At 70.0% G+C, this 18,659-nt stretch carries 20 protein-coding genes; 14 read left to right on the plus strand and 6 right to left on the minus strand.

Features of this window, described 5'->3' with window-relative positions; genetic code table 11:
- The first annotated feature begins 85 nt into the window (after positions 1-85).
- Complete coding sequence (locus ABT063_RS20890) at positions 86-1,492, plus strand: FAD-binding oxidoreductase (RefSeq protein ID WP_351058849.1); 1,407 nt, start codon at positions 86-88, stop codon at positions 1,490-1,492.
- A 19-nt stretch (positions 1,493-1,511) separates the two neighbouring features.
- On the opposite strand, the gene ABT063_RS20895 is transcribed toward ABT063_RS20890, so the two are convergent.
- Complete coding sequence (locus ABT063_RS20895) at positions 1,512-1,925, minus strand: SsgA family sporulation/cell division regulator (RefSeq protein WP_351058850.1); 414 nt, start codon at positions 1,923-1,925, stop codon at positions 1,512-1,514.
- 294 nt (positions 1,926-2,219) lie between these two features.
- Between ABT063_RS20895 and ABT063_RS20900 the strand changes: the two genes are divergently transcribed.
- Complete coding sequence (locus tag ABT063_RS20900; protein ID WP_351058851.1) at positions 2,220-3,809, plus strand: RDD family protein; 1,590 nt, start codon at positions 2,220-2,222, stop codon at positions 3,807-3,809.
- 89 nt (positions 3,810-3,898) lie between these two features.
- The gene (locus tag ABT063_RS20905) at positions 3,899-4,555 is read left to right on the plus strand and encodes an RDD family protein (RefSeq protein ID WP_351058852.1); all 657 of its coding nucleotides are present in this window, start codon (positions 3,899-3,901) and stop codon (positions 4,553-4,555) included.
- 20 nt (positions 4,556-4,575) lie between these two features.
- Here ABT063_RS20905 and ABT063_RS20910 read toward each other — a convergent pair whose 3' ends face one another.
- The gene (locus ABT063_RS20910) at positions 4,576-4,869 is read right to left on the minus strand and encodes a hypothetical protein (protein ID WP_351058853.1); all 294 of its coding nucleotides are present in this window, start codon (positions 4,867-4,869) and stop codon (positions 4,576-4,578) included.
- 472 nt (positions 4,870-5,341) lie between these two features.
- Here ABT063_RS20910 and ABT063_RS20915 point away from each other — a divergent pair, with 472 nt between their 5' ends.
- Entirely contained in the window at positions 5,342-5,683 is a 342-nt protein-coding gene (locus ABT063_RS20915; RefSeq protein ID WP_351058854.1) for a hypothetical protein, read from the plus strand.
- A 53-nt stretch (positions 5,684-5,736) separates the two neighbouring features.
- Here ABT063_RS20915 and ABT063_RS20920 read toward each other — a convergent pair whose 3' ends face one another.
- Entirely contained in the window at positions 5,737-6,327 is a 591-nt protein-coding gene (locus ABT063_RS20920; protein WP_351058855.1) for an isochorismatase family protein, read from the minus strand.
- A gap of 297 nt (positions 6,328-6,624) precedes the next feature.
- The gene (locus tag ABT063_RS20925; protein WP_351058856.1) at positions 6,625-7,971 is read right to left on the minus strand and encodes a nicotinate phosphoribosyltransferase; all 1,347 of its coding nucleotides are present in this window, start codon (positions 7,969-7,971) and stop codon (positions 6,625-6,627) included.
- A gap of 58 nt (positions 7,972-8,029) precedes the next feature.
- Between ABT063_RS20925 and clpS the strand changes: the two genes are divergently transcribed.
- The 9 genes from clpS (at position 8,030) to ABT063_RS20970 (ending at position 15,839) form a co-directional block, all read left to right on the plus strand.
- A complete protein-coding gene (clpS, locus tag ABT063_RS20930) occupies positions 8,030-8,347 on the plus strand; it encodes an ATP-dependent Clp protease adapter ClpS (protein ID WP_095754611.1) in 318 nt (105 codons plus the stop codon).
- A 74-nt stretch (positions 8,348-8,421) separates the two neighbouring features.
- Complete coding sequence (locus ABT063_RS20935; RefSeq protein WP_351058858.1) at positions 8,422-9,024, plus strand: DUF2017 domain-containing protein; 603 nt, start codon at positions 8,422-8,424, stop codon at positions 9,022-9,024.
- Between the two features lie 234 nt (positions 9,025-9,258).
- The gene (locus ABT063_RS20940; protein ID WP_351058859.1) at positions 9,259-10,800 is read left to right on the plus strand and encodes an alanine/glycine:cation symporter family protein; all 1,542 of its coding nucleotides are present in this window, start codon (positions 9,259-9,261) and stop codon (positions 10,798-10,800) included.
- A 429-nt stretch (positions 10,801-11,229) separates the two neighbouring features.
- Positions 11,230-12,654: an amino acid permease gene (locus ABT063_RS20945; protein ID WP_351058860.1), complete on the plus strand. Its 1,425-nt coding sequence runs from the start codon at positions 11,230-11,232 to the stop codon at positions 12,652-12,654.
- Positions 12,655-12,740: 86 nt separating this feature from the next.
- Positions 12,741-13,163 (plus strand): M67 family metallopeptidase, encoded by a 423-nt coding sequence (locus ABT063_RS20950; RefSeq protein WP_351058861.1) that lies wholly within the window; start codon positions 12,741-12,743, stop codon positions 13,161-13,163.
- A 36-nt stretch (positions 13,164-13,199) separates the two neighbouring features.
- Positions 13,200-14,240, plus strand: coding sequence for a LacI family DNA-binding transcriptional regulator (locus ABT063_RS20955; protein ID WP_351058862.1), 1,041 nt, complete (start codon positions 13,200-13,202; stop codon positions 14,238-14,240).
- 139 nt (positions 14,241-14,379) lie between these two features.
- Complete coding sequence (locus ABT063_RS20960; protein WP_316959376.1) at positions 14,380-14,475, plus strand: putative leader peptide; 96 nt, start codon at positions 14,380-14,382, stop codon at positions 14,473-14,475.
- Between the two features lie 118 nt (positions 14,476-14,593).
- Positions 14,594-14,872 carry a MoaD/ThiS family protein gene (locus ABT063_RS20965; RefSeq protein ID WP_351058863.1) on the plus strand — a complete coding sequence of 93 codons (279 nt, stop codon included), beginning with the start codon at positions 14,594-14,596 and terminating at the stop codon, positions 14,870-14,872.
- A gap of 16 nt (positions 14,873-14,888) precedes the next feature.
- Complete coding sequence (locus ABT063_RS20970; RefSeq protein ID WP_351058864.1) at positions 14,889-15,839, plus strand: PLP-dependent cysteine synthase family protein; 951 nt, start codon at positions 14,889-14,891, stop codon at positions 15,837-15,839.
- 6 nt (positions 15,840-15,845) lie between these two features.
- Here the strand turns inward: ABT063_RS20970 and ABT063_RS20975 are convergent, their stop codons facing one another.
- Positions 15,846-16,307, minus strand: coding sequence for a type II toxin-antitoxin system PemK/MazF family toxin (locus ABT063_RS20975; RefSeq protein ID WP_351058865.1), 462 nt, complete (start codon positions 16,305-16,307; stop codon positions 15,846-15,848).
- A 211-nt stretch (positions 16,308-16,518) separates the two neighbouring features.
- Here ABT063_RS20975 and ABT063_RS20980 point away from each other — a divergent pair, with 211 nt between their 5' ends.
- Complete coding sequence (locus ABT063_RS20980) at positions 16,519-17,271, plus strand: MBL fold metallo-hydrolase (protein ID WP_351058866.1); 753 nt, start codon at positions 16,519-16,521, stop codon at positions 17,269-17,271.
- 70 nt (positions 17,272-17,341) lie between these two features.
- Here ABT063_RS20980 and ABT063_RS20985 read toward each other — a convergent pair whose 3' ends face one another.
- Positions 17,342-18,589 (minus strand): PTS transporter subunit EIIC, encoded by a 1,248-nt coding sequence (locus ABT063_RS20985; RefSeq protein ID WP_351058867.1) that lies wholly within the window; start codon positions 18,587-18,589, stop codon positions 17,342-17,344.
- Positions 18,590-18,659: the final 70 nt, after the last annotated feature.

The raw sequence follows: 18,659 nt of genomic DNA on the forward strand, positions 1-18,659 counted from the left end.
ACTGTGCGTCAGTACGACGACCGCGCCCCGGCATACTGCGGCCGGCGCAGACGGGGTTCACACCGATGGCCCCGGGTGCGAACCTGTGATCATGAGCCGTATCGAAGCGCCTCGTGACGAAGTGACCGGCAACCTCGTCGACCGCCTGCTGGCCGCTCTGCCCGCCGAGGCCGTCCTCACCGACCCGGACATCACGGCCTCCTACGCCAACGACATGGCCAGCTTCTGCCCGGCCGGCGCCCCCGCCGTGGTCGTCCTCCCGCGCTCGGTCGAAGAGGTCCAGCACGTCATGCGCACCGCCACCGAACTGCTCGTCCCGGTCGTCCCGCAGGGCGCCCGCACGGGCCTGTCGGGCGCGGCCAACGCCTCCGACGGCTGCATCGTGCTGTCCCTGACGAAGATGGACCGGATCCTGGAGATCAACCCGGTCGACCGCATCGCCGTCGTCGAGCCCGGCGTCATCAACGCGGCCCTGTCCCGCGCGGTCAACGAACACGGCCTCTACTACCCTCCCGACCCCTCCAGCTGGGAGATGTGCACCATCGGCGGCAACATCGGCACCGCCTCCGGCGGCCTGTGCTGTGTGAAGTACGGGGTGACGGCCGAGTACGTCCTCGGCCTGGACGTCGTCCTCGCCGACGGACGGCTCATGTCCACCGGCCGCCGTACGGCCAAAGGCGTCGCCGGATACGACCTGACCCGCCTGTTCGTCGGCTCCGAGGGCTCGCTCGGGATCGTCGTACGGGCGACCCTGGCCCTCAAGCCGCAGCCGCCCGAGCAGCTGGTGCTGGCCGCCGAGTTCGCGTCCGGGGCCGCCGCCTGCGACGCCGTGTGCCGGATCATGGCGGGCGGCCACGTGCCGTCCCTCCTCGAACTGATGGACCGTACGACGGTGAAGGCGGTCAACGACCTGGCCCACATGGGGCTCCCGGAGACCACCGAGGCCCTCCTCCTGGCCGCCTTCGACACCGCGGACCCGGCCGCCGACCTCGCCGCCGTCGGCGCGCTGTGCGAGGCCGCCGGCGCCACCCAGGTCGTCCCGGCCGACGACGCGGCCGAGTCCGAACTGCTCCTCCAGGCGCGGCGGCTGTCGCTCACCGCGCTTGAGGCGGTCAAGGGCACGACCATGATCGACGACGTGTGCGTGCCCCGCTCCAGGCTCGGCGAGTTGCTCGAGGGAACCGAGCGGATCGCCGAGAAGCACCAGCTCACCATCGGCGTCGTCGCCCACGCCGGCGACGGCAACACCCACCCGACGGTCTGCTTCGACGCGGCGGACCCCGACGAGTCCCGGCGCGCCCGGGAGTCCTTCGACGAGATCATGGCCCTCGGCCTGGAACTCGGTGGCACGATCACCGGCGAGCACGGCGTGGGCGTCCTGAAGAAGGAGTGGCTGGCCCGCGAGATCGGCCCGGTGGGCGTGGAGATGCAGCGGGCGATCAAGGCGGCCTTCGACCCGCTGGGCATCCTGAACCCGGGCAAGCTTTTCTGATCGCCGCGTCCCGGGCCGGTCACCGGGCGAGCAGCTCGTCAAGCTCGTCGTCGATACCGAGCTGCTCGCCCTCAGCCCCCGGCGGCACCACCCGCAGTGTCCGCTCCAGCCAGGCGGACACCTGGGCGGCGGGGGCCTCGAGCAGGGCGTCACCCTCAGGTGAACTCAGCGCCATCAGGACGACGCTGCGGCCCTCCGCCTTGGCCGGCCACACCCGCACGTCGCCGTGCCCGCACGGCCGGAACACTCCCTCCACCAGGAGGTCGCGGGAGAACGTCCAGTGCACCGGGTGGTCGGAGTTGATGTGGAAGGTGATGTGGACGGCGAACGGGTCGTCCGAGCGGTAGGCGAGCCGGGCCGGGACCGGGATGCCGCGCTCCGGCGACAGGACGAGTCTGAGCTCCAGTTCGCGCTCGACAACGGTGTAGTGCATGGCGTGCGTTCCTCTCCCGTGTTGGTCGCGGGGCCCGCGGTGGGCCCGTACGAGTGGAGAGGGGGCGGGGCCGGAAGCATTACGCGGGTTCTCGGAAGTTTTTTCGGCGGCCGCTGCGAGAGGCGTTGCGGAGAGGTTCCGGAGAGCTTCCGGAGACGTTCCAGAACGTGAGAAGTACGTGGAAGAGGTTGCCCGGAAAGGGGTGGGTCCCGCGGGACTGGCGGTGGTTGTTGCGCCGGTCTGATAGATGTGGAGGCCCCCATTTGACCCCCGAGCAGATACGGGACGACGGACATGAGCGCCCCAACCCCGGCCCCCGGTGACGACAGGCCCCGCGAAGGGTATTACCCGGACCCGTCCATTCCTGGATATGTCCGGTACTGGAACGGTGCCTCCTGGATTCCGGGCACCAGCCGTCCGGCACCGGCGGACGGCGAACCGCTCGCCCCGCCGCCCGGCGCCCAGCCGGGCCAGGCCGCGGCACCGGTCGAGGAGACGGGCCCGCACTTCTTCGACGAGGACCCGGCCGACGAACCCGGCACGCCCGGCGCGTCCGCCGATGCCCAGCACGGCAGCCGGCCCGAGCCCGCGTCCGCCTGGGGCGCCGACCGCTCCCGCCAGACGGGATTCGGCGGCGACCAGGACCGCCGGGTGTCCTGGGGCTCCCCGCAAGACGCTCCACAGGGAGCCCAGGGCGCTCAGGGAGCCCCGCAGGGCGCCGACCCGAGGGTGCCGCGCCCGGCGGACCCCGCCGACGGTCCCGCCCAGCCCGACGGCCGCTCCACGCGTACGGACGGCACGGCGACGATCCCGCCCGCCGAGCCGGACGCGGGCGACGCCGCCGCCGGTAACACGTTCGTCTTCCGCAGGCCCGCGGCCGGGCCCGGGGGAGCGCCGGGCGGCGCCGACCGCTCCGGCTCGGGAACCCCCGGTGGCCCCAGGTCCGACGACGGCACCATGACCTTCCGCGCGCTCTCCCCGCGCACGGCGCAGCAGGGGAGTACGGGCGGGCCGGGCACCGGAGGCGCACAGTCCGCGGCCGGCACTCCCGGTGCCCCCGGCTTCGGCGCCGGAAAGGCCGCCGCGGCCCGCGCGGCAGCCGCCCAGGCCCCCGCCTCCGCCGCCCTCTCCGGCCCGCAACAGGCGCCCCCGGCGGCCGGCCCGCAGCAGCAGGCGGCCGCCCCGAGCGTGCCCCAGCAGTCCGGCGGCCCGCAGCCCGCCGCCCCCGCCCCGAACGCCCCGAACGCCGCCACCCCGGTGACGAGCGGACCCGGCGGCGGTCAGCCGTCCTGGGCGCAGCAGGTGCACCGGCTCGCGGGCGCGTCCGACGACGAGCAGCCCGTCACGCCCTGGAAGCCACCGGTCGAGGACATCTTCCAGGCGGCCGCACGCCGCCAGGCCTCCGCCCGCCCCGCGAGCCTCGGCAAGCGACTGGCCGCCCGCCTGGTGGACTCCCTCGTCCTCGGAGCCGTCACCGCCGTGGCCGGCGTACCGCTCGGCATCAAGGCGATCGACCACGTCAACGACAAGATCGACGCGGCCAAGCTGTCCGGCGAGACGGTCACGGTCTGGCTGCTCGACGGCACGACCTCCGTGTACCTGGGCATCGTCCTCGCCGTCCTGCTCCTCGCCGGCGTCCTCTCCGAGGCGCTGCCCACCGCCAAATGGGGCCGCACCCTCGGCAAGAAGCTGCTCGGTCTGGAGGTGCGCGACATCGAGGCCCACGAGCCCCCGTCCTTCGGCGCGGCCCTGCGCCGCTGGCTCGTCTACAGCGTGCCCGGACTGCTCGCCGTCGGTGTCGTGGGTGTCCTGTGGGGCCTGTTCGACAGGCCGTGGCACCAGTGCTGGCACGACAAGGTCGCGCATACGTTCGTGGCGGGCTGAGGGCGTACCGCAGAAGACGTAAGGAATTCGGTACCCCGGACGGCCGCTCGCCGGATGCGGAGCCGGGGTGTTCGCGGTCGACTCGGGCCATGAGCAGTGAACCGCCTCCCGGCTCCGGTCAGCAGCCACCGGAAGACGATCCGTTCAGGAAGCAGCCCCCGCCGGCCGGGGGCTCGGGTTCGCCGTACGGCGGTCAGCCACCGCCCTACGGCGGCCAGCCCCCGCCGGGCCAGGGCGGCGGCCCCTATGGCGGTGCCCCCTACGGCGGTGGCGGGTACCCCGGCGACCCGCTCGCGGGCATGCCGCCGATGGCGGACAGCGGCAAGCGCACGCTCGCCCGGATCATCGACATGATCCTCGTGGGCGTCGTGGTCTGGCTGCTCACCTGGGGCTTCGGCGTCAACGAGTACGACGTGGACACCGAAGAGGTCGACTACGGCAGGTCCCTCGGGCAGTCGCTGGTCGCCGCCGTGCTCTACATCGCGTACGACACCTTCATGATCACCAAGTCGGGTCAGACGCTCGGCAAGAAGTGGCTGGGCATGCGGGTGGCGAACCTCGACGACGGTGCCACGCCCTCCGTGCAGAGCACGTTGATCCGCTCGGCGGTGCTGTGGATTCCGTTCGCGTTCTGCTGCGCCTGCATCTGGACCGCGATCTCGGGCGGCTGGAGCTTCTTCGACAGGCCCTACAAGCAGGGCCTGCACGACAAGGCGGCCAAGACGGTGGTGGTCAGCACCAACTGACGATCAGGGCCGAGTGGGCTTCAGGAAGCAGCGCGCTCGTGCACGGGCTCGGACGCCACCGCGGCGATGGAGGCCGGCACGGGTGCTTCCGCCTTCTCCGCCTCCCGTGCGGCGGGCTGCCGCACCGCGACCAGGCGGCGGGCCTTCGGTGCCGGGGCCGTCATGGCGACCAGAAGCCCGAGGGCGAGCGCCGCGACGGCGATGACCGCGATCCCCACACCCGAACTCGTCTGTGACAGCAGCAGCATGGCGAGCGTCGAGAAGATCACGGTGCAGGAGCCGTAGGCGAGCTGTGCGGCAGTCGGACGAGGCATGGCAATCGTGTCCTCGGAAGTGGGGGTCCACGGGGGTGTCGGCCTGGCTTTCCGCCGTTTTCGGGGCGTTCCGCCGATCGACTCTAATCGCCTGCATGCCCGAGTGGAACGAACGGTAAGCGTGACCTGACCAACAGTGCCGGTGCACGGGGGGCGCACAGGTTCATGGCGTCCACCAAGTGGACGGATCCGCGCGCCTGTTCGGGTGGCCGTCACGCGTCCGGGAAATGAACCCTCGCGGGCGTCGGCGTCACTGACACCGACCTCCCGATCAAGATCATTAAGGGGCCTCCGGACGGCTTGACGATCATGGTGCGGATCGGGCCGTCTGTAGAGTAGACGGCATTCCCGCAGGTCAGAGGCTTATCGTCAAGGACCCTCTGGCGAGTTGCCGCCGATCGTGTTTAGGTGCGTCCTGTGCCTCGCTTATTGACACCGACATCGACGCCGACTCGCACGGGGAAGTGACCGCATGGCCGCAGGAGGTTTCTGCAAGCTGCCGACAGGCAGTGTGGTGGTGGCGCTGAACCTGCCCAGCCCCACGACCCACGGCACGGGCAGCGTCCGCGTGCTCGTGCACGCCCAGAACCGGGCGCGGGCCCTGACCAGGCTGCGCAACCTGGGCATGCGGGCCGTGTACCTGCGGGGCAACGCCGCGCCGCCGACCCCGGACGAGATCACCGCGGTCCTGCACCACCCCGACGGCCTCATATGGCGTACGGCACCCGACAACGGCATCGGCGGCCCGGAGCTCGTCCAGGAGCTGTGGCAGCCGATCAGGGCGCTGCTGAGACGCCCGGCGGCCCCGGCGTGAGCCCTCGGGCCGGGTGGGCCGTGCAGGCCCGGACAGGCCCCTGAAGACACGCCCTAGGCGACCACGGGCTTCCCGGAGAGCGCCACGCCCGCCTCCCGCATCTCCTCCAGCGCCCGCTCGGTGGACTCCCCGGCCACCCCGGCGGTGAGGTCGAGCAGCACGTGCGTGCGGAAGCCCTCCCGTACGGCGTCCAGGGCGGTGGCCCGGACACAGTGGTCGGTCGCGATCCCGACCACGTCCACCTCCTCGACCTGCCGGGCCCGCAGCCAGTCGGCCAGGGGCATCCCGTTCTCGTCGGCGCCCTCGAATCCGCTGTACGCCGCCGCGTACGCCCCCTTGTCGAAGACGGCGTCGATCGCGCCGGAGGCGACCGCGGGAGCGAAGTTCGGGTGGAAGCCCACGCCTTCGGTGCCGGCGACGCAGTGCGCGGGCCAGGAGCGGACGTAGTCGGGGTTGTCGGCGAAGTGACCGCCGGGGGCGATGTGGTGGTCGCGGGTGGCCACGACGTGCTGGTAGCCGGAGCCGGCCGCCTGCCCGATCAACTCGGTGACGGCGGCGGCCACATCGGCACCCCCGGCCACCGCGAGGCTGCCCCCCTCGCAGAAGTCGTTCTGCACGTCAACGACGATCAAGGCGCGGCGCATGGTCGGTGTCCTTCGACTATGGGGTCGGGGGTGAAGGGTGCTGCGGGCCCGGCCGGTGAACTTCCGAGCCTATTGACTTCGGCGGCCGGATGGGAGGGGGCGCCACGGGGCGCGTGAACGCGGGCACCAGCACTAGGGGGCGTCTGATGGATCTCCGCGGCGTCGCGGCGCCCGGCACGCACTCTCGCCGCACCGGACGAAAGCCCTAGTAGCTCGGCGACGAGGACTTCCGCCCGGCACGCCGAGAGCACGCACCGAGCGCCGCTCCTTCTTCCACGGCGATCCATCAGACGCCTCCTAGCTACCCGAGCGCCCCTGTACGTACTCCGTCGGAATGACCGGTTCCCCGCGCGAGAGCTGGGTCGCCGACAGGGGCAGGTTGGCGCGGGCGGCCGCGTGCCGGTCGCGTACGACGTCCAGCGGCTCGCGGGCCACGACCTCACCGCCCTTGACGAGTTCGACGAGCAGCTGCCGGTCGGCCAGCTCGCCCGGGACGGGCCCGGTGCCGACGACCTCGGCCTCGGCGGCGCCGTACTCGTCCAGCCGGCGCGCGGCCCACTTGCGACCGCCGATGGAGGTCTTGCCGCCGGTCGACTTCTTCGCCACCGGCACCAGCGGGGCCTTGGCGTCGGTGGACTCGGCGCGGGCGACCAGCTTGTAGACCATCGAGCAGGTGGGGTGCCCGGAGCCGGTCACCAGCTGGGTGCCGACGCCGTACGCGTCCACGGGCGCCGCCGCCAGCGAGGCGATGGCGTACTCGTCGAGGTCCGAGGTCACGATGATCTTCGTGTCCCGCGCGCCCAGCTCGTCCAGCTGCTGCCGCACCCGGTGCGCGACCAGCAGCAGATCGCCGGAGTCGATCCGCACGGCGCCCAGCTCGGGCCCGGCGACCTCCACGGCCGTACGGACGGCCTCGGTGACGTCGTACGTGTCCACGAGCAGCGTGGTGTTCCGGCCCAGCGAGTCGACCTGGGCCTGGAAGGCGTCCCGCTCGCGGTCGTGCAGCAGGGTGAAGGCGTGGGCGCTGGTACCCACGGTGGGGATGCCGTAGCGGAAGCCGGCCGCCAGGTCGGAGGTGGTGGCGAAGCCGCCGACGTACGCGGCGCGCGCGGCGGCGACGGCGGACAGCTCGTGGGTGCGGCGGGCGCCCATCTCGACCAGCGGGCGGTCTCCGGCGGCGGAGGACATGCGGGAGGCGGCCGCGGCGATGGCCGAGTCGTGGTTGAGGATCGACAGGATCACGGTCTCCAGGAGCACGCACTCGGCGAAGGTGCCCTCGACCCGCATGATCGGCGAGCCCGGGAAGTACACCTCGCCCTCGGGGTAGCCCCAGATGTCACCGCTGAAGCGGTACGAGGCGAGCCACTGGAGGGTGTCCTCGTCGACTATTGCGCGCTCGCGCAGGAAGCCGAGGACGTCCGCGTCGAAACGGAAGTTCTCCACCGCGTCCAGCACGCGGCCGGTGCCCGCCACGACGCCGTAACGGCGCCCGTTCGGCAACCGCCGTGTGAAGACCTCGAACACGCTGCGCCGCCCGGCGGTGCCCGCCTTCAGGGCGCCTTGCAGCATCGTGAGCTCGTACTGGTCCGTGAAGAGCGCCGTCGAGGGAACGTCCACCGGCAGCCCAAGGTCCGCTGTGTTCATGGCAAGGAATGCTACCCCCATTCGCGTCAGTGTGACGATTTATGGCGTGCGTGGCAGCATGGGCCATGTGACGTCACCCGCTCCCGTAGAGATCGAACGCACCGAATCGGCGGAGGAGGTCTTCGCCGTACCAGAGCCGGACGTCCCCTGGGTCACCATCGTCCACAACGACCCGGTCAACCTCATGAGCTATGTGACCTACGTCTTCCAGACGTACTTCGGGTACTCCAAGGACAAGGCCACCAAACTCATGCTGGACGTCCACCACAAGGGCCGGGCGGTCGTCTCCAGCGGCACGCGCGAGGAGATGGAACGCGACGTGCAGGCCATGCACGGCTACGGTCTGTGGGCCACGCTCCAGCAGGACCGGAAATGACCCGGCCCGGCCGCACGGTGCCGGACCGGACCCGCCCCAGCCGCCCGCAGGACCGGAAGTAGCGATACCCCCTGATGCCAGGACACTTCGAACCGCTCCCCGGCGGCGGCGCGGCCGTCGCCCTCGACGACGTCGAGATCTCCATCATCCGGTCGCTGGCCGTCCAGCTCCTGGAACTCATCGGCCCCGGCCCCGCCGAGGACGCCGACGACGATCCGCTCGCCGAACTGTTCTCCGAGGGCCCGAGCGAGCCGCCCGCCGACCCGGTCCTCAAGCGCCTCTTCCCGGACGCCTACAGCGACCCCGAGGGCACCCCGCAGGCCAGGGAGGCCGAGGAGCAGCGGGCGTACTCCGCCGAGTTCCGCCGCTACACCGAGAACGACCTCAGGGCCGGCAAGCGCGACAACGCCCTCGCGGTGATCCGCTCGCTGGACGCGCTGGCCTCCGCCGGTGAGGGCGGTGCGGTCCTGAAGCTGTCGACCGAGGAGTCCCAGCAGTGGCTCAGCGCCCTGAACGACCTGCGTCTGGCGATCGGCTCCCGGCTGGAAATCACGGACGAGGAGGACACCGACCTCCTCTACCGCCTGCCGGACGAGGACCCGCGCAAGCCGATGGTGATGGCGTATCTGTGGCTGGGCGGGCTCCAGGAGACGCTGGTCGCCACCCTTTTGCCGTAACTCGTGACGGTTGTTTCCTCGTCGTGTGACCGTTTTATGTTCGCTCAGAGGACGCTCAAATCCGGATAACGATCCAGTCACCGCTCCTGGGGTTTTGGGGTGCCGGACCGGTTTTATGTGACTTACGTCACCCAAGGGCGAGCAATAGGCGTGATATGAACTGGCAATTCGCTCGCGGCCCCACCGCGTCCGCTGCGCCACGCCAGCACGTCCCCCGCGCTCTGAGGTAACTCGATGTCACTCGACTCCGTCACCACATCCATTGACGATGCCGTCAGTGGATTCTTCGAACCCGTCGCCACCGCTGTGGCCGACGTCGTCTTCTACGCCGTTCCCCTCGGCGACACCGAGCTTCCGCTCATCGTCGCCTGGCTCGTGGTCGCGGGCCTGATCTTCACCACCTGGTTCGGACTGATCCAGGTGCGCAAGTTCAAGCTCGCCTTCGACACCGTGCGCGGAAAGTACGACGAAGAGGGCTCGGTCGGTGAGGTCAACCACTTCCAGGCGCTGACCGCCGCCGTCTCCGGCACCGTCGGCCTCGGCAACATCGCCGGTGTCGCCGTCGCCGTCTCCATCGGTGGCCCGGGCGCCACGTTCTGGATGATCCTGTGCGGTCTGCTCGGCATGGCGAGCAAGTTCGTCGAGGTCACCCTCGGCGTGAAGTACCGCGAGGAGCACGAGGACGGCACCGTCTCCGGTGGCCCGATGCACTACCTGCCCAAGGGCCTCGCCGAGCGCTTCGGCAGCGGCGGCGCCAAGTTCGGCAAGGTGCTGGCCGTCCTCGCCTCGATCATGGTCCTCTTCTTCGGCCTCTTCGGCGGCAACCTGCTCCAGATCAACCAGAGCTACGCGCAGGTCGCCTCGACCGCCGGCGGCGAGGACGGCTTCATGGCCTCCTCCGCCGGCGCCATCCTCTTCGGCCTGGTGATCTCCGCGCTGGTCGGCCTCGTGCTGCTCGGCGGTATCCGCTCCATCGCCTCGGTCACCAGCCGGCTCGTCCCGGCGATGGCCGCCATGTACGTCGTGGCCTGCCTGGTCGTCATCCTGGGCAACATCACCGCGGTGCCCGACGCCTTCCAGACCATCATCAACGGTGCCTTCGAGGCCGAAGGCGTCACGGGCGGTGTGATCGGCGCCCTGATCGTCGGTTTCCAGCGGGCCGCCTTCTCCAACGAGGCCGGTCTGGGCTCCGCCCCGATCGCCCACTCCGCGGTCAAGACCAAGCACCCCGCGAGCGAGGGTCTGGTCGCCCTGCTGGAGCCGTTCATCGACACGGTCGTCATCTGCACCATGACCGCGCTGACCATCATCATCGCCGACCCGGCCAGCTGGGCCGAGGCCCGCGAGGGCGAGAGCATCGGCGGCGTGACCATCACCTCCGACGCCTTCGAGACCGTGCTGCCCTGGTTCCCGCACGTCCTGACCGTCGCGGTGCTGCTGTTCGCCTTCTCCACGGTGCTGACCTGGGGCTACTACGGCCTCAAGGCCTGGTCGTACCTCTTCGGCAAGAGCAAGACGAGCGAGACGACCTTCAAGGCCATCTGGAGCCTGTTCGTCATCGCGGGTTCGCTGCTCACCCTCGACTCGCTGATCAGCCTGGCCGACTCGGCACTCTTCCTGCTGTCGGTCTTCAACATCATCGGCCTCTACCTGCTGGCCCCGGTGGTCAAGCGAGAGCTCGACTCCTTCCTGGACTTCGTCCGGAGCCGGAAGACCGGCGTGGCCGTGAGTGCGGGCCCCGAGGAGGACGGCCTGGAGGCCGCCAAGACGCTCTAGTCTCCACGGCCGCCGTCAGACGCCTGAGGGCCCGTCCGTACCATCCGTGGTGCGGACGGGCCCTCTGCGCTGTCCGGACCCGCCCGTCGGGTTGACGACCGTTCGTTCAACGGACACTCAAATCCGGATAACGATCGCGTCACCGCCGGGGCCATGAATGCCCCCTCTGCCCGGCCTTTGTTCGCTTCTCTCTGTGCGCTGGGCCACAAGTCGCGCAAGTGCTCAATATCGCGGCCGTGATAGATCTTCACGACCGCCCGGCGAACACCACTCGTATGTTCGGCCGGGTGCGCCACCGAGCCGGTCGATCGCCGGCCAGGCGCGGGCGGGCTCGCGAAACCCGCCCAACTCCATCAGTCCGGGGGGATCGAGACCCGATCCGAGGCCGACGAGAGGCCCGGGTCGGCATGGAGAAAGGCGCACCACACCATGACCTCTGCGCAGGTCGACACGGAGAAGACACCCGAAGAGGGATACGAACGCGGGCTCGGCAGTCGTCAGGTCCAGATGATCGCGATCGGCGGCGCCATCGGCGTCGGCCTCTTCCTGGGCGCCGGGGCGAACATCGCCAAGGCCGGACCCAGCCTGATCGTCATGTACGCCCTCGCGGGCCTGATCATCTTCTTCATCATGCGGGCGCTCGGCGAACTGCTGCTCTACCGCCCGGTCTCGGGCTCCTTCGCGGAGTACTCCCGCGAATTCCTCGGCCCGTTCTTCGGCTACTTCACCGGCTGGACGTACTGGCTGATGTGGGTGGTCACCGGCATGGCGGAGCTCACCGCCGCAGCGATCTACGTCAACTACTGGTTCCCGTCCATCCCGCGGTGGGTGACGGCCCTCGTCTTCCTGGTGATCCTCTTCGGGGTCAACCTGATCTCCGTGAAGCTCTTCGGCGAGCTGGAGTTCTGGTTCTCGATGGTCAAGGTCACCGCCCTCATCGGCATGATCGTCATCGGTCTGGGCGTGCTGACCCTCGGCTTCAGCAACGCCGGTGACACGGCGGCCGTCTCCAACCTCTGGGCCTTCGACGGCTTCTTCCCCAAGGGCGTCGGCTCGTCCCTGATGACCCTGCAGGGCGTCATGTTCGCCTACCTCGCCGTCGAGCTGGTCGGTGTCACCGCCGGCGAGTCCGAGGACCCGGAGAAGACCCTCCCCAAGGCGATCAACACCCTGCCCTGGCGCATCGCCCTGTTCTACGTCGGCGCCCTCACCGTCATCCTGTGCGTGGTGAAGTGGACCGAGTTCTCCGAGGGCGTCAGCCCCTTCGTGAAGGCCTTCGCGGTCATCGGCATCCCGGCCGGCGCCGGCATCGTCAACTTCGTCGTGCTGACCGCGGCCCTGTCCTCCTGCAACTCCGGCATGTACTCCACGGGCCGCATGCTGCGGAACCTGGCCGAGAGCGGCGAGGCCCCCAAGGCCTTCAGCAAGCTGTCGTCGACCAAGACGCCCGCCTTCGGCATCCTTGTCTCCGTGCTCTTCATGGGCATCGGCGTGATCCTCAACTACATCGTTCCGGAGAAGGCCTTCGGCTACGTCACCTCCGTCGCCACCGCCGCCGGCATCTGGACCTGGCTGATGATCCTGATCAGCCACGTCCTCTACCGCCGCGCGGTCGAGGCGGGCCGCCTGCCCGCCTCCTCCTTCCCGGCGCCGGGCGGCTCGAAGTGCAGCTACGTCGCCATCGCCTTCCTGCTCCTCGTCACCGGCCTCATCGCCTACGACGCCGACGCCCGCGTCTGCCTCTACGTGATGGCCGGCTGGGCCGCCGCCCTGGGCATCGGCTGGGCGATCCTGAAGAGCCGCACCCCGCAGATCGCCGAGCGCCGCGAGACGCAGTTCGACAAGGTCGGCTGAACCGTCCCCCGTCAGTCCGTCCGGAATGTGGGCCGCCCCGTACCACTCCTCAGTACGGGACGGTCCTTCTGCTTATCCTGACCAGCATGCTGACCATCACCCGGGATCTCTACGACAAGATCGTCGCGCACGCGCGCGCGGACCACCCCGACGAGGCGTGCGGCGTCATCGCGGGCCCGGAGGAGTCCGACCGGCCCGAGCGCCACATCCCGATGCTCAACGCCGAGCGCTCCCCCACCTTCTACAAGTTCGACGACGGCGAGCTCCTCCAGCTCTACAAGGAGATGTGGTCCCGCGACGAGGAGCCGGTGATCATCTACCACTCCCACACCGCGACCGAGGCCTACCCCTCCCGCACCGACATCTCGTACGCCAACGAGCCCGGCGCGCACTACGTCCTCGTCTCCACCGCGGACACCGACGGGCTCGGGGAGTTCCAGTTCCGCTCCTTCCGCATCGTCGAGGGCGTGGTGACCGAGGAAGAGGTCAAGGTCGTCGAGGCATACTGATCGTCGTACGCCACAGGACAACTCGCCGTATCGGAGATGGTGTTGACGCAGTGGACGAACGGGCGGCGCCCCACCCTGGAGGATGTCGCCCGCCGGGCGGGAGTCTCGAAATCCACGGTGTCGCGGGTGATCAACGCCGAGCCCAGGGTGCGGGTGGAGGTCGTCGAACGCGTCCGGGAAGTGATCGCCGAGCTCGGATACGTCCCCAACCAGGCCGCCCGGCAGCTGGTCACCCACCGCACCAACGCCGTCGCCGTCGTCGCGACCCAGCCGCAGAACCGGCTCTTCCTCGACCCCTTCTTCGACCTCCTGCTGCGCGGCGTCCGCAGAGAACTCGCGGAGCACGGCGCGCAGGCCGTCCTGCTGTTCCTGGAGGAACCGGACGACTACGCGCGCGTGGCCGACTTCCTCGGCGGCGGCCATGTCGACGGAGCCGTGCTGTTCTCCCTGCGCCCCGGCGACCAACTGCCCGCGATGATCGACCGGCTCACCCTGCCCACCGTGTTCGGCGGCCGCCCCCTCCTGCGCGACGGCGACACCGTGCGCGGACACGCCTACGTCGACGGCGACAACCGCGGGGGAGCCCGGCAGGCCGTCCAGCACCTGGTCTCGATCGGCCGCCGGCGCATCGCGACCATCACCGGCCCGTACGACCAGGAGAACTCCGCCGTCGACCGGCTCGCCGGCTACCGGGACGTCCTCCTGGACGCACCCCACCTGGTCGAGAGGGCCGACTACACGCGGCAGGGCGGCGCCGACGCCATGGCCGCGCTGCTCGACCGGTGCCCCGACCTGGACGCCGTGTTCGTCGCCTCGGACTTCATGGCGTCCGGGGCCATGCAGGTGCTGCGGGAGCGCGGGCACCGGGTGCCGGACGACGTGGCCGTCGTCGGCTTCGACGACCTGACCGAGATCGCCGAGTCGACCGACCCGCCGCTGACCACCGTCCACCAGGACGTCGAGGGCATGGGCCGCCTGATGGCCCGGCTGCTGTACGACCGCACCACGCGGGCCGGCACACCGGACGTGTCGTCGGTCGTGGTGCCGACCCGGTTGGTCCTTCGCGAGTCCGCCTGAGCCCACGGTGTCCCTGAGCCGTGCGATGGCCTGAGCCGTGCGATGCCCTGAGCTGTACGGTCTCACTCCTCGGCCGAAAATCGTCCGGAATGTGGGATCACATATCGGGACCCGGACCGGGAATCGATACGATGACCCCATGGTTTTCCACGACGTGAGCGAAAAGACGCCGGGCATGCTGCTCGTGGCGCGGCTGCACGTCGACCTGTGCAGGCTCGCCAGCGCCATCTGTTGACGCTGCCCCCTGCCGCCGTACGGCCGTGAGCCGCGGCGCCTGAGACGCACCACCCCTTGCTGAACTGCGCTGCCGCGCGCCCACCGACCCGAACACCTTCCGACAGGAGCCCTGAGCCATGGCCATCGAGGTCCGCATCCCGACCATCCTCCGCCAGTACACCGACGGCCAGAAGGCGGTGGAGGGCACCGGGGACACTCTCGCCGAGCTCTTCGCCGACCTCGAGACCCGGCACGCGGGCATTCAGGCCCGCATCGTGGAAGGCGAGCAGCTGCGCCGCTTCGTCAACGTCTACCTCAACGACGAGGACGTCCGCTTCCTCGACGGAATCAACACCAAGCTCACCGACGGCGACAACGTGACCATCCTGCCGGCCGTCGCCGGCGGCATGGCCTAGAGGGCCCTGACCACCCATGCGTTACGACTCCCCGCTGGCCGCGGTGGGCAACACCCCTCTGGTGCGCCTGCCGCGGCTCTCGCCGTCCGCCGACGTCAGCATCTGGGCCAAGCTGGAGGACCGCAACCCGACCGGCTCGGTCAAGGACCGCCCCGCCCTGCACATGATCGAGCAGGCGGAGAAGGACGGCCGCCTGACCCCGGGTTGCACCATCCTCGAGCCCACCTCCGGCAACACCGGCATCTCCCTGGCCATGGCGGCCAAGCTCAAGGGCTACCGCATGGTCTGCGTGATGCCCGAGAACACCTCCCAGGAGAGGCGCGACCTGCTCGGCATGTGGGGCGCCGAGATCATCTCCAGCCCGGCCGCGGGCGGTTCCAACACCGCCGTACGGGTCGCCAAGGAGATCGCCGCCGAGCACCCCGACTGGGTGATGCTCTACCAGTACGGCAACCCGGACAACGCCGGCGCGCACTACGCGACGACAGGCCCCGAGATCCTCGCGGACCTCCCCTCCGTCACGCACTTCGTCGCCGGCCTCGGCACCACCGGCACCCTGATGGGCGTCGGCCGCTACCTCCGCGAGAACAAGCCGGACGTCAAGATCGTCGCCGCCGAACCGCGCTACGACGACCTGGTGTACGGCCTGCGCAACCTCGACGAGGGCTTCGTACCCGAGCTGTACGACGCCTCCGTGCTGACCACCCGCTTCTCGGTCGGCTCCGCGGATGCCGTGACCCGCACCCGGGAGCTCCTCCAGCAGGAGGGCATCTTCGCGGGCGTCTCCACCGGCGCCGCCCTGCACGCGGCGATCGGCGTCGGCAACAAGGCCGTCAAGGCCGGCGAGAGCGCGGACATCGTGTTCGTCGTCGCCGACGGCGGCTGGAAGTACCTGTCCACGGGCGTCTACACGGCGGCCACCACCGAAGAGGCCATCGAGACCCTCCAGGGCCAGCTCTGGGCGTAAGCCCCTCTACGTAGCCAGGTGACGGACCTGGTCCCACAGGACCGGGTCCACCACACCCACCCGCCGCCGGAAGTCCCCCACCGGCACCCGCCGCAGCTCGTCCGTCTCCAGAAAACTCGCGCGCCCGTGCGCGTCGCCCACCGAGCCCGGCGGCAGCGGAATCACCCCGGACCGCTCGTCCCGGTACTTGCTGGTGATCTTCGCGACGGTCGCGTGACGCCCGCGCACCGTCAGCACCAGACACGGCCGGTCCTTCTCCCCGGGCCCCTCCTCGAACGGCACGCTCGCCCACCAGATCTCCGCGGGCACCGGACGAACACGCGCCCGCCCGGCCGGCCCCTCCGCACGCCCCGGCGGCCGGGTCCGCCGCCCCGCCGGACGCCGTCCGCGCCCCCAGCCGTCGACGAGCGTGGCGACGAGTGCGAGCAGTACCACCGCCGCGAGCGCGAGCCACCAGGACGTGTCCATGGGGACGACGTTACCGGCGCGCCTGCCACCGCGCGCCCCCTCTCACACCTCACGCGCCCCGCGACCAGCCGAACCGGTGACACCACAGGTGAGTTCGCCCACAACAGCCCTTGGTGGAGGAGCGACCCGGGGTTTTGCGCCTTACGCTCGACGAACCGCACGACCCCCGAAGCCCCTTCTCTCGTTTCCCGCCAGCGGAGGTTTCTGTTCCATGAAGCTCACCGTCGTCGGCTGCTCGGGGTCGTTCCCGTCCGCGGAATCGGCCTGCTCGAGCTACCTCGTCGAGGCCGACGGCTTCCGGCTGCTTCTCGACATGGGCAACGGTGCCCTGGGCGAGCTGCAGCGCCACTGCGGTCTCTACGACCTCGACGCGATCTTCCTCAGCCATCTGCACGCCGACCACTGCATCGACATGTGCGCGTACTTCGTCGCGCGCTACTACCGCCACGACGGCGGCCGCTGCGACCCGATTCCCGTCTACGGACCCGAGGGCACCGAACACCGGCTGACCACCGCCTACGCGGACACCCCCACCGCCTCGTCCATGAGCGAGGTCTTCGACTTCCACACGGTCAAGCCGTCCACCTTCGAGATCGGCCCGTTCACCGTGCACACCGAGCGCGTGGCGCACCCCGTGGAGGCGTACGGCATCCGCGTCGAGCACGCCGGCAGGTCGCTGACGTACTCCGGAGACACGGGCGTCACCCCGACCCTGGACGAACTCGCCCGCGACACCGACCTGTTCCTGTGCGAGGCCGCGTTCACGTACGGCAAGGAGAACATCCCCGACCTGCACCTCAACGGCCGCGAGGCGGGTGAGACGGCGGCTCGGGCGGGCGCCCGCCGCCTGGTCCTCACCCACATCCCCCCGTGGACCGACCCGCAGGCCAACCTGTCCGACGCCCGCGCGGCCTTCGACGGCCCGGTGGAACTGGCGGCGCCGAGGCAGACGTACGAGATCTAGGTCGTACGACTGACAGAGGCCCCCGGAGCTCGACGGCTCCGGGGGCCTCCTGCCGCCCTTCAGGGACTGCTCACGCCTTGGTGAGGTCCTCGACCTCCTCCTCGGGCTCGCGGCCCGGGGTGGGGAGGTTGAACTTGGTGATGGCGAAGCGGAAGACGGTGTAGTAGATCACCGCGAAGACCAGGCCGATCGGGATGATCAGCCAGGGCTTGGTGGCCAGGCTCCAGTTGAGGCCGTAGTCGATGGCGCCCGCGGAGAAGGTGAAGCCCGCATGGACACCGAACGCCCAGGTGACCGCCATCGAGACGGCGGTGAGGACCGCGTGGATCGCGTACAGCACCGGGGCGATGAACATGAACGAGAACTCGATCGGCTCGGTCACACCGGTCACGAACGAGGTCAGCGCGAGCGAGATCATCATGCCCATCACGGCCTTGCGGCGCTCGGGACGGGCGGAGTGGGCGATCGCGATCGCGGCGGCCGGCAGACCGAACATCATGATCGGGAAGAAGCCCGACATGAACTGACCGGCGGTCGGGTCACCGGCGAAGAAGCGGTTCAGGTCGCCGTGGACGACCTCGCCCGCCGCGTTCGTGAAGTCACCGAGCTGGAACCAGGAGACGGTGTTCACGAACTGGTGCATGCCGACCGGGATCAGCGCGCGGTTGATCAGACCGAACAGACCCGCGCCGAAGGCACCCAGACCCGTCATCCACTCGCCGAAGTCGGAGATGACCTCACCGATCGGCTCCCAGACCAGGCCGAAGAAGACACCCATGACCGTGCCCACGAAGGCCATGATGATCGGCACCAGCCGGCGGCCGTTGAAGAAGCCGAGCCAGTCGACCAGCCTGGTGCGGTGGAAGCGCTGCCACAGCACGGCGGCCAGCAGACCCATGATGATGCCGCCGAGGACGCCGGGGTTGTTGTAGGTCGCGGCTATGTCCTCGCCGGCCTGGACCTTCGCCTCGGTGACCGGGAACGCCTTCAGAACGTTGCTGTAGACCAGGAAGCCGACCAGCGCGGCCAGCGCGGTCGAGCCGTCCGACTTCTTGGCGAAGCCGATCGCGACACCGATACAGAACAGCATGGGCAGGTTGTCGAAGATGGCGCCGCCGGCCGTGGCGAACACCGCCGTGACCTTGTCGGGCAGGTTCAGCTTCTCCTGGATGTCAGCCTGCCCCAGTCGGAGCAGGAGACCCGCCGCCGGAAGCACGGCGATCGGGAGCTGAAGGCTGCGGCCGACCTTCTGCAGGCCCTGGAACAGTCCGGATCCCCGCTTCTTCGCGGGGGCCGCCGTGTCGGTGGCGGAGCTCATACTTCCTCCATCGGGTGGTGGTCTACACCACTCAGTGGTGTAGACCTGTTTGTAGCACGATGAAGGGCGT

Source organism: Streptomyces sp. NPDC002838 (assembly GCF_040295365.1).
Lineage (GTDB): Bacteria > Actinomycetota > Actinomycetes > Streptomycetales > Streptomycetaceae > Streptomyces.

Coding starts and splice junctions, on each gene's coding strand:
- ABT063_RS20960 (WP_316959376.1), top strand. CDS start 14,380: ATGGTTTTCCACGACGTGAGCGAAAAGACGCCGGGCATGCTGCTCGTG.
- ABT063_RS20975 (WP_351058865.1), bottom strand. CDS start 16,307: ATGGACACGTCCTGGTGGCTCGCGCTCGCGGCGGTGGTACTGCTCGCA.
- ABT063_RS20985 (WP_351058867.1), bottom strand. CDS start 18,589: ATGAGCTCCGCCACCGACACGGCGGCCCCCGCGAAGAAGCGGGGATCC.
- ABT063_RS20920 (WP_351058855.1), bottom strand. CDS start 6,327: ATGCGCCGCGCCTTGATCGTCGTTGACGTGCAGAACGACTTCTGCGAG.
- ABT063_RS20955 (WP_351058862.1), top strand. CDS start 13,200: ATGGTGTTGACGCAGTGGACGAACGGGCGGCGCCCCACCCTGGAGGAT.
- ABT063_RS20910 (WP_351058853.1), bottom strand. CDS start 4,869: ATGCCTCGTCCGACTGCCGCACAGCTCGCCTACGGCTCCTGCACCGTG.
- ABT063_RS20980 (WP_351058866.1), top strand. CDS start 16,519: ATGAAGCTCACCGTCGTCGGCTGCTCGGGGTCGTTCCCGTCCGCGGAA.
- ABT063_RS20895 (WP_351058850.1), bottom strand. CDS start 1,925: ATGCACTACACCGTTGTCGAGCGCGAACTGGAGCTCAGACTCGTCCTG.
- ABT063_RS20925 (WP_351058856.1), bottom strand. CDS start 7,971: ATGAACACAGCGGACCTTGGGCTGCCGGTGGACGTTCCCTCGACGGCG.
- ABT063_RS20940 (WP_351058859.1), top strand. CDS start 9,259: ATGTCACTCGACTCCGTCACCACATCCATTGACGATGCCGTCAGTGGA.
- clpS (WP_095754611.1), top strand. CDS start 8,030: ATGGGCCATGTGACGTCACCCGCTCCCGTAGAGATCGAACGCACCGAA.
- ABT063_RS20915 (WP_351058854.1), top strand. CDS start 5,342: ATGGCCGCAGGAGGTTTCTGCAAGCTGCCGACAGGCAGTGTGGTGGTG.
- ABT063_RS20950 (WP_351058861.1), top strand. CDS start 12,741: ATGCTGACCATCACCCGGGATCTCTACGACAAGATCGTCGCGCACGCG.
- ABT063_RS20935 (WP_351058858.1), top strand. CDS start 8,422: ATGCCAGGACACTTCGAACCGCTCCCCGGCGGCGGCGCGGCCGTCGCC.
- ABT063_RS20965 (WP_351058863.1), top strand. CDS start 14,594: ATGGCCATCGAGGTCCGCATCCCGACCATCCTCCGCCAGTACACCGAC.
- ABT063_RS20905 (WP_351058852.1), top strand. CDS start 3,899: ATGAGCAGTGAACCGCCTCCCGGCTCCGGTCAGCAGCCACCGGAAGAC.
- ABT063_RS20945 (WP_351058860.1), top strand. CDS start 11,230: ATGACCTCTGCGCAGGTCGACACGGAGAAGACACCCGAAGAGGGATAC.
- ABT063_RS20970 (WP_351058864.1), top strand. CDS start 14,889: ATGCGTTACGACTCCCCGCTGGCCGCGGTGGGCAACACCCCTCTGGTG.
- ABT063_RS20900 (WP_351058851.1), top strand. CDS start 2,220: ATGAGCGCCCCAACCCCGGCCCCCGGTGACGACAGGCCCCGCGAAGGG.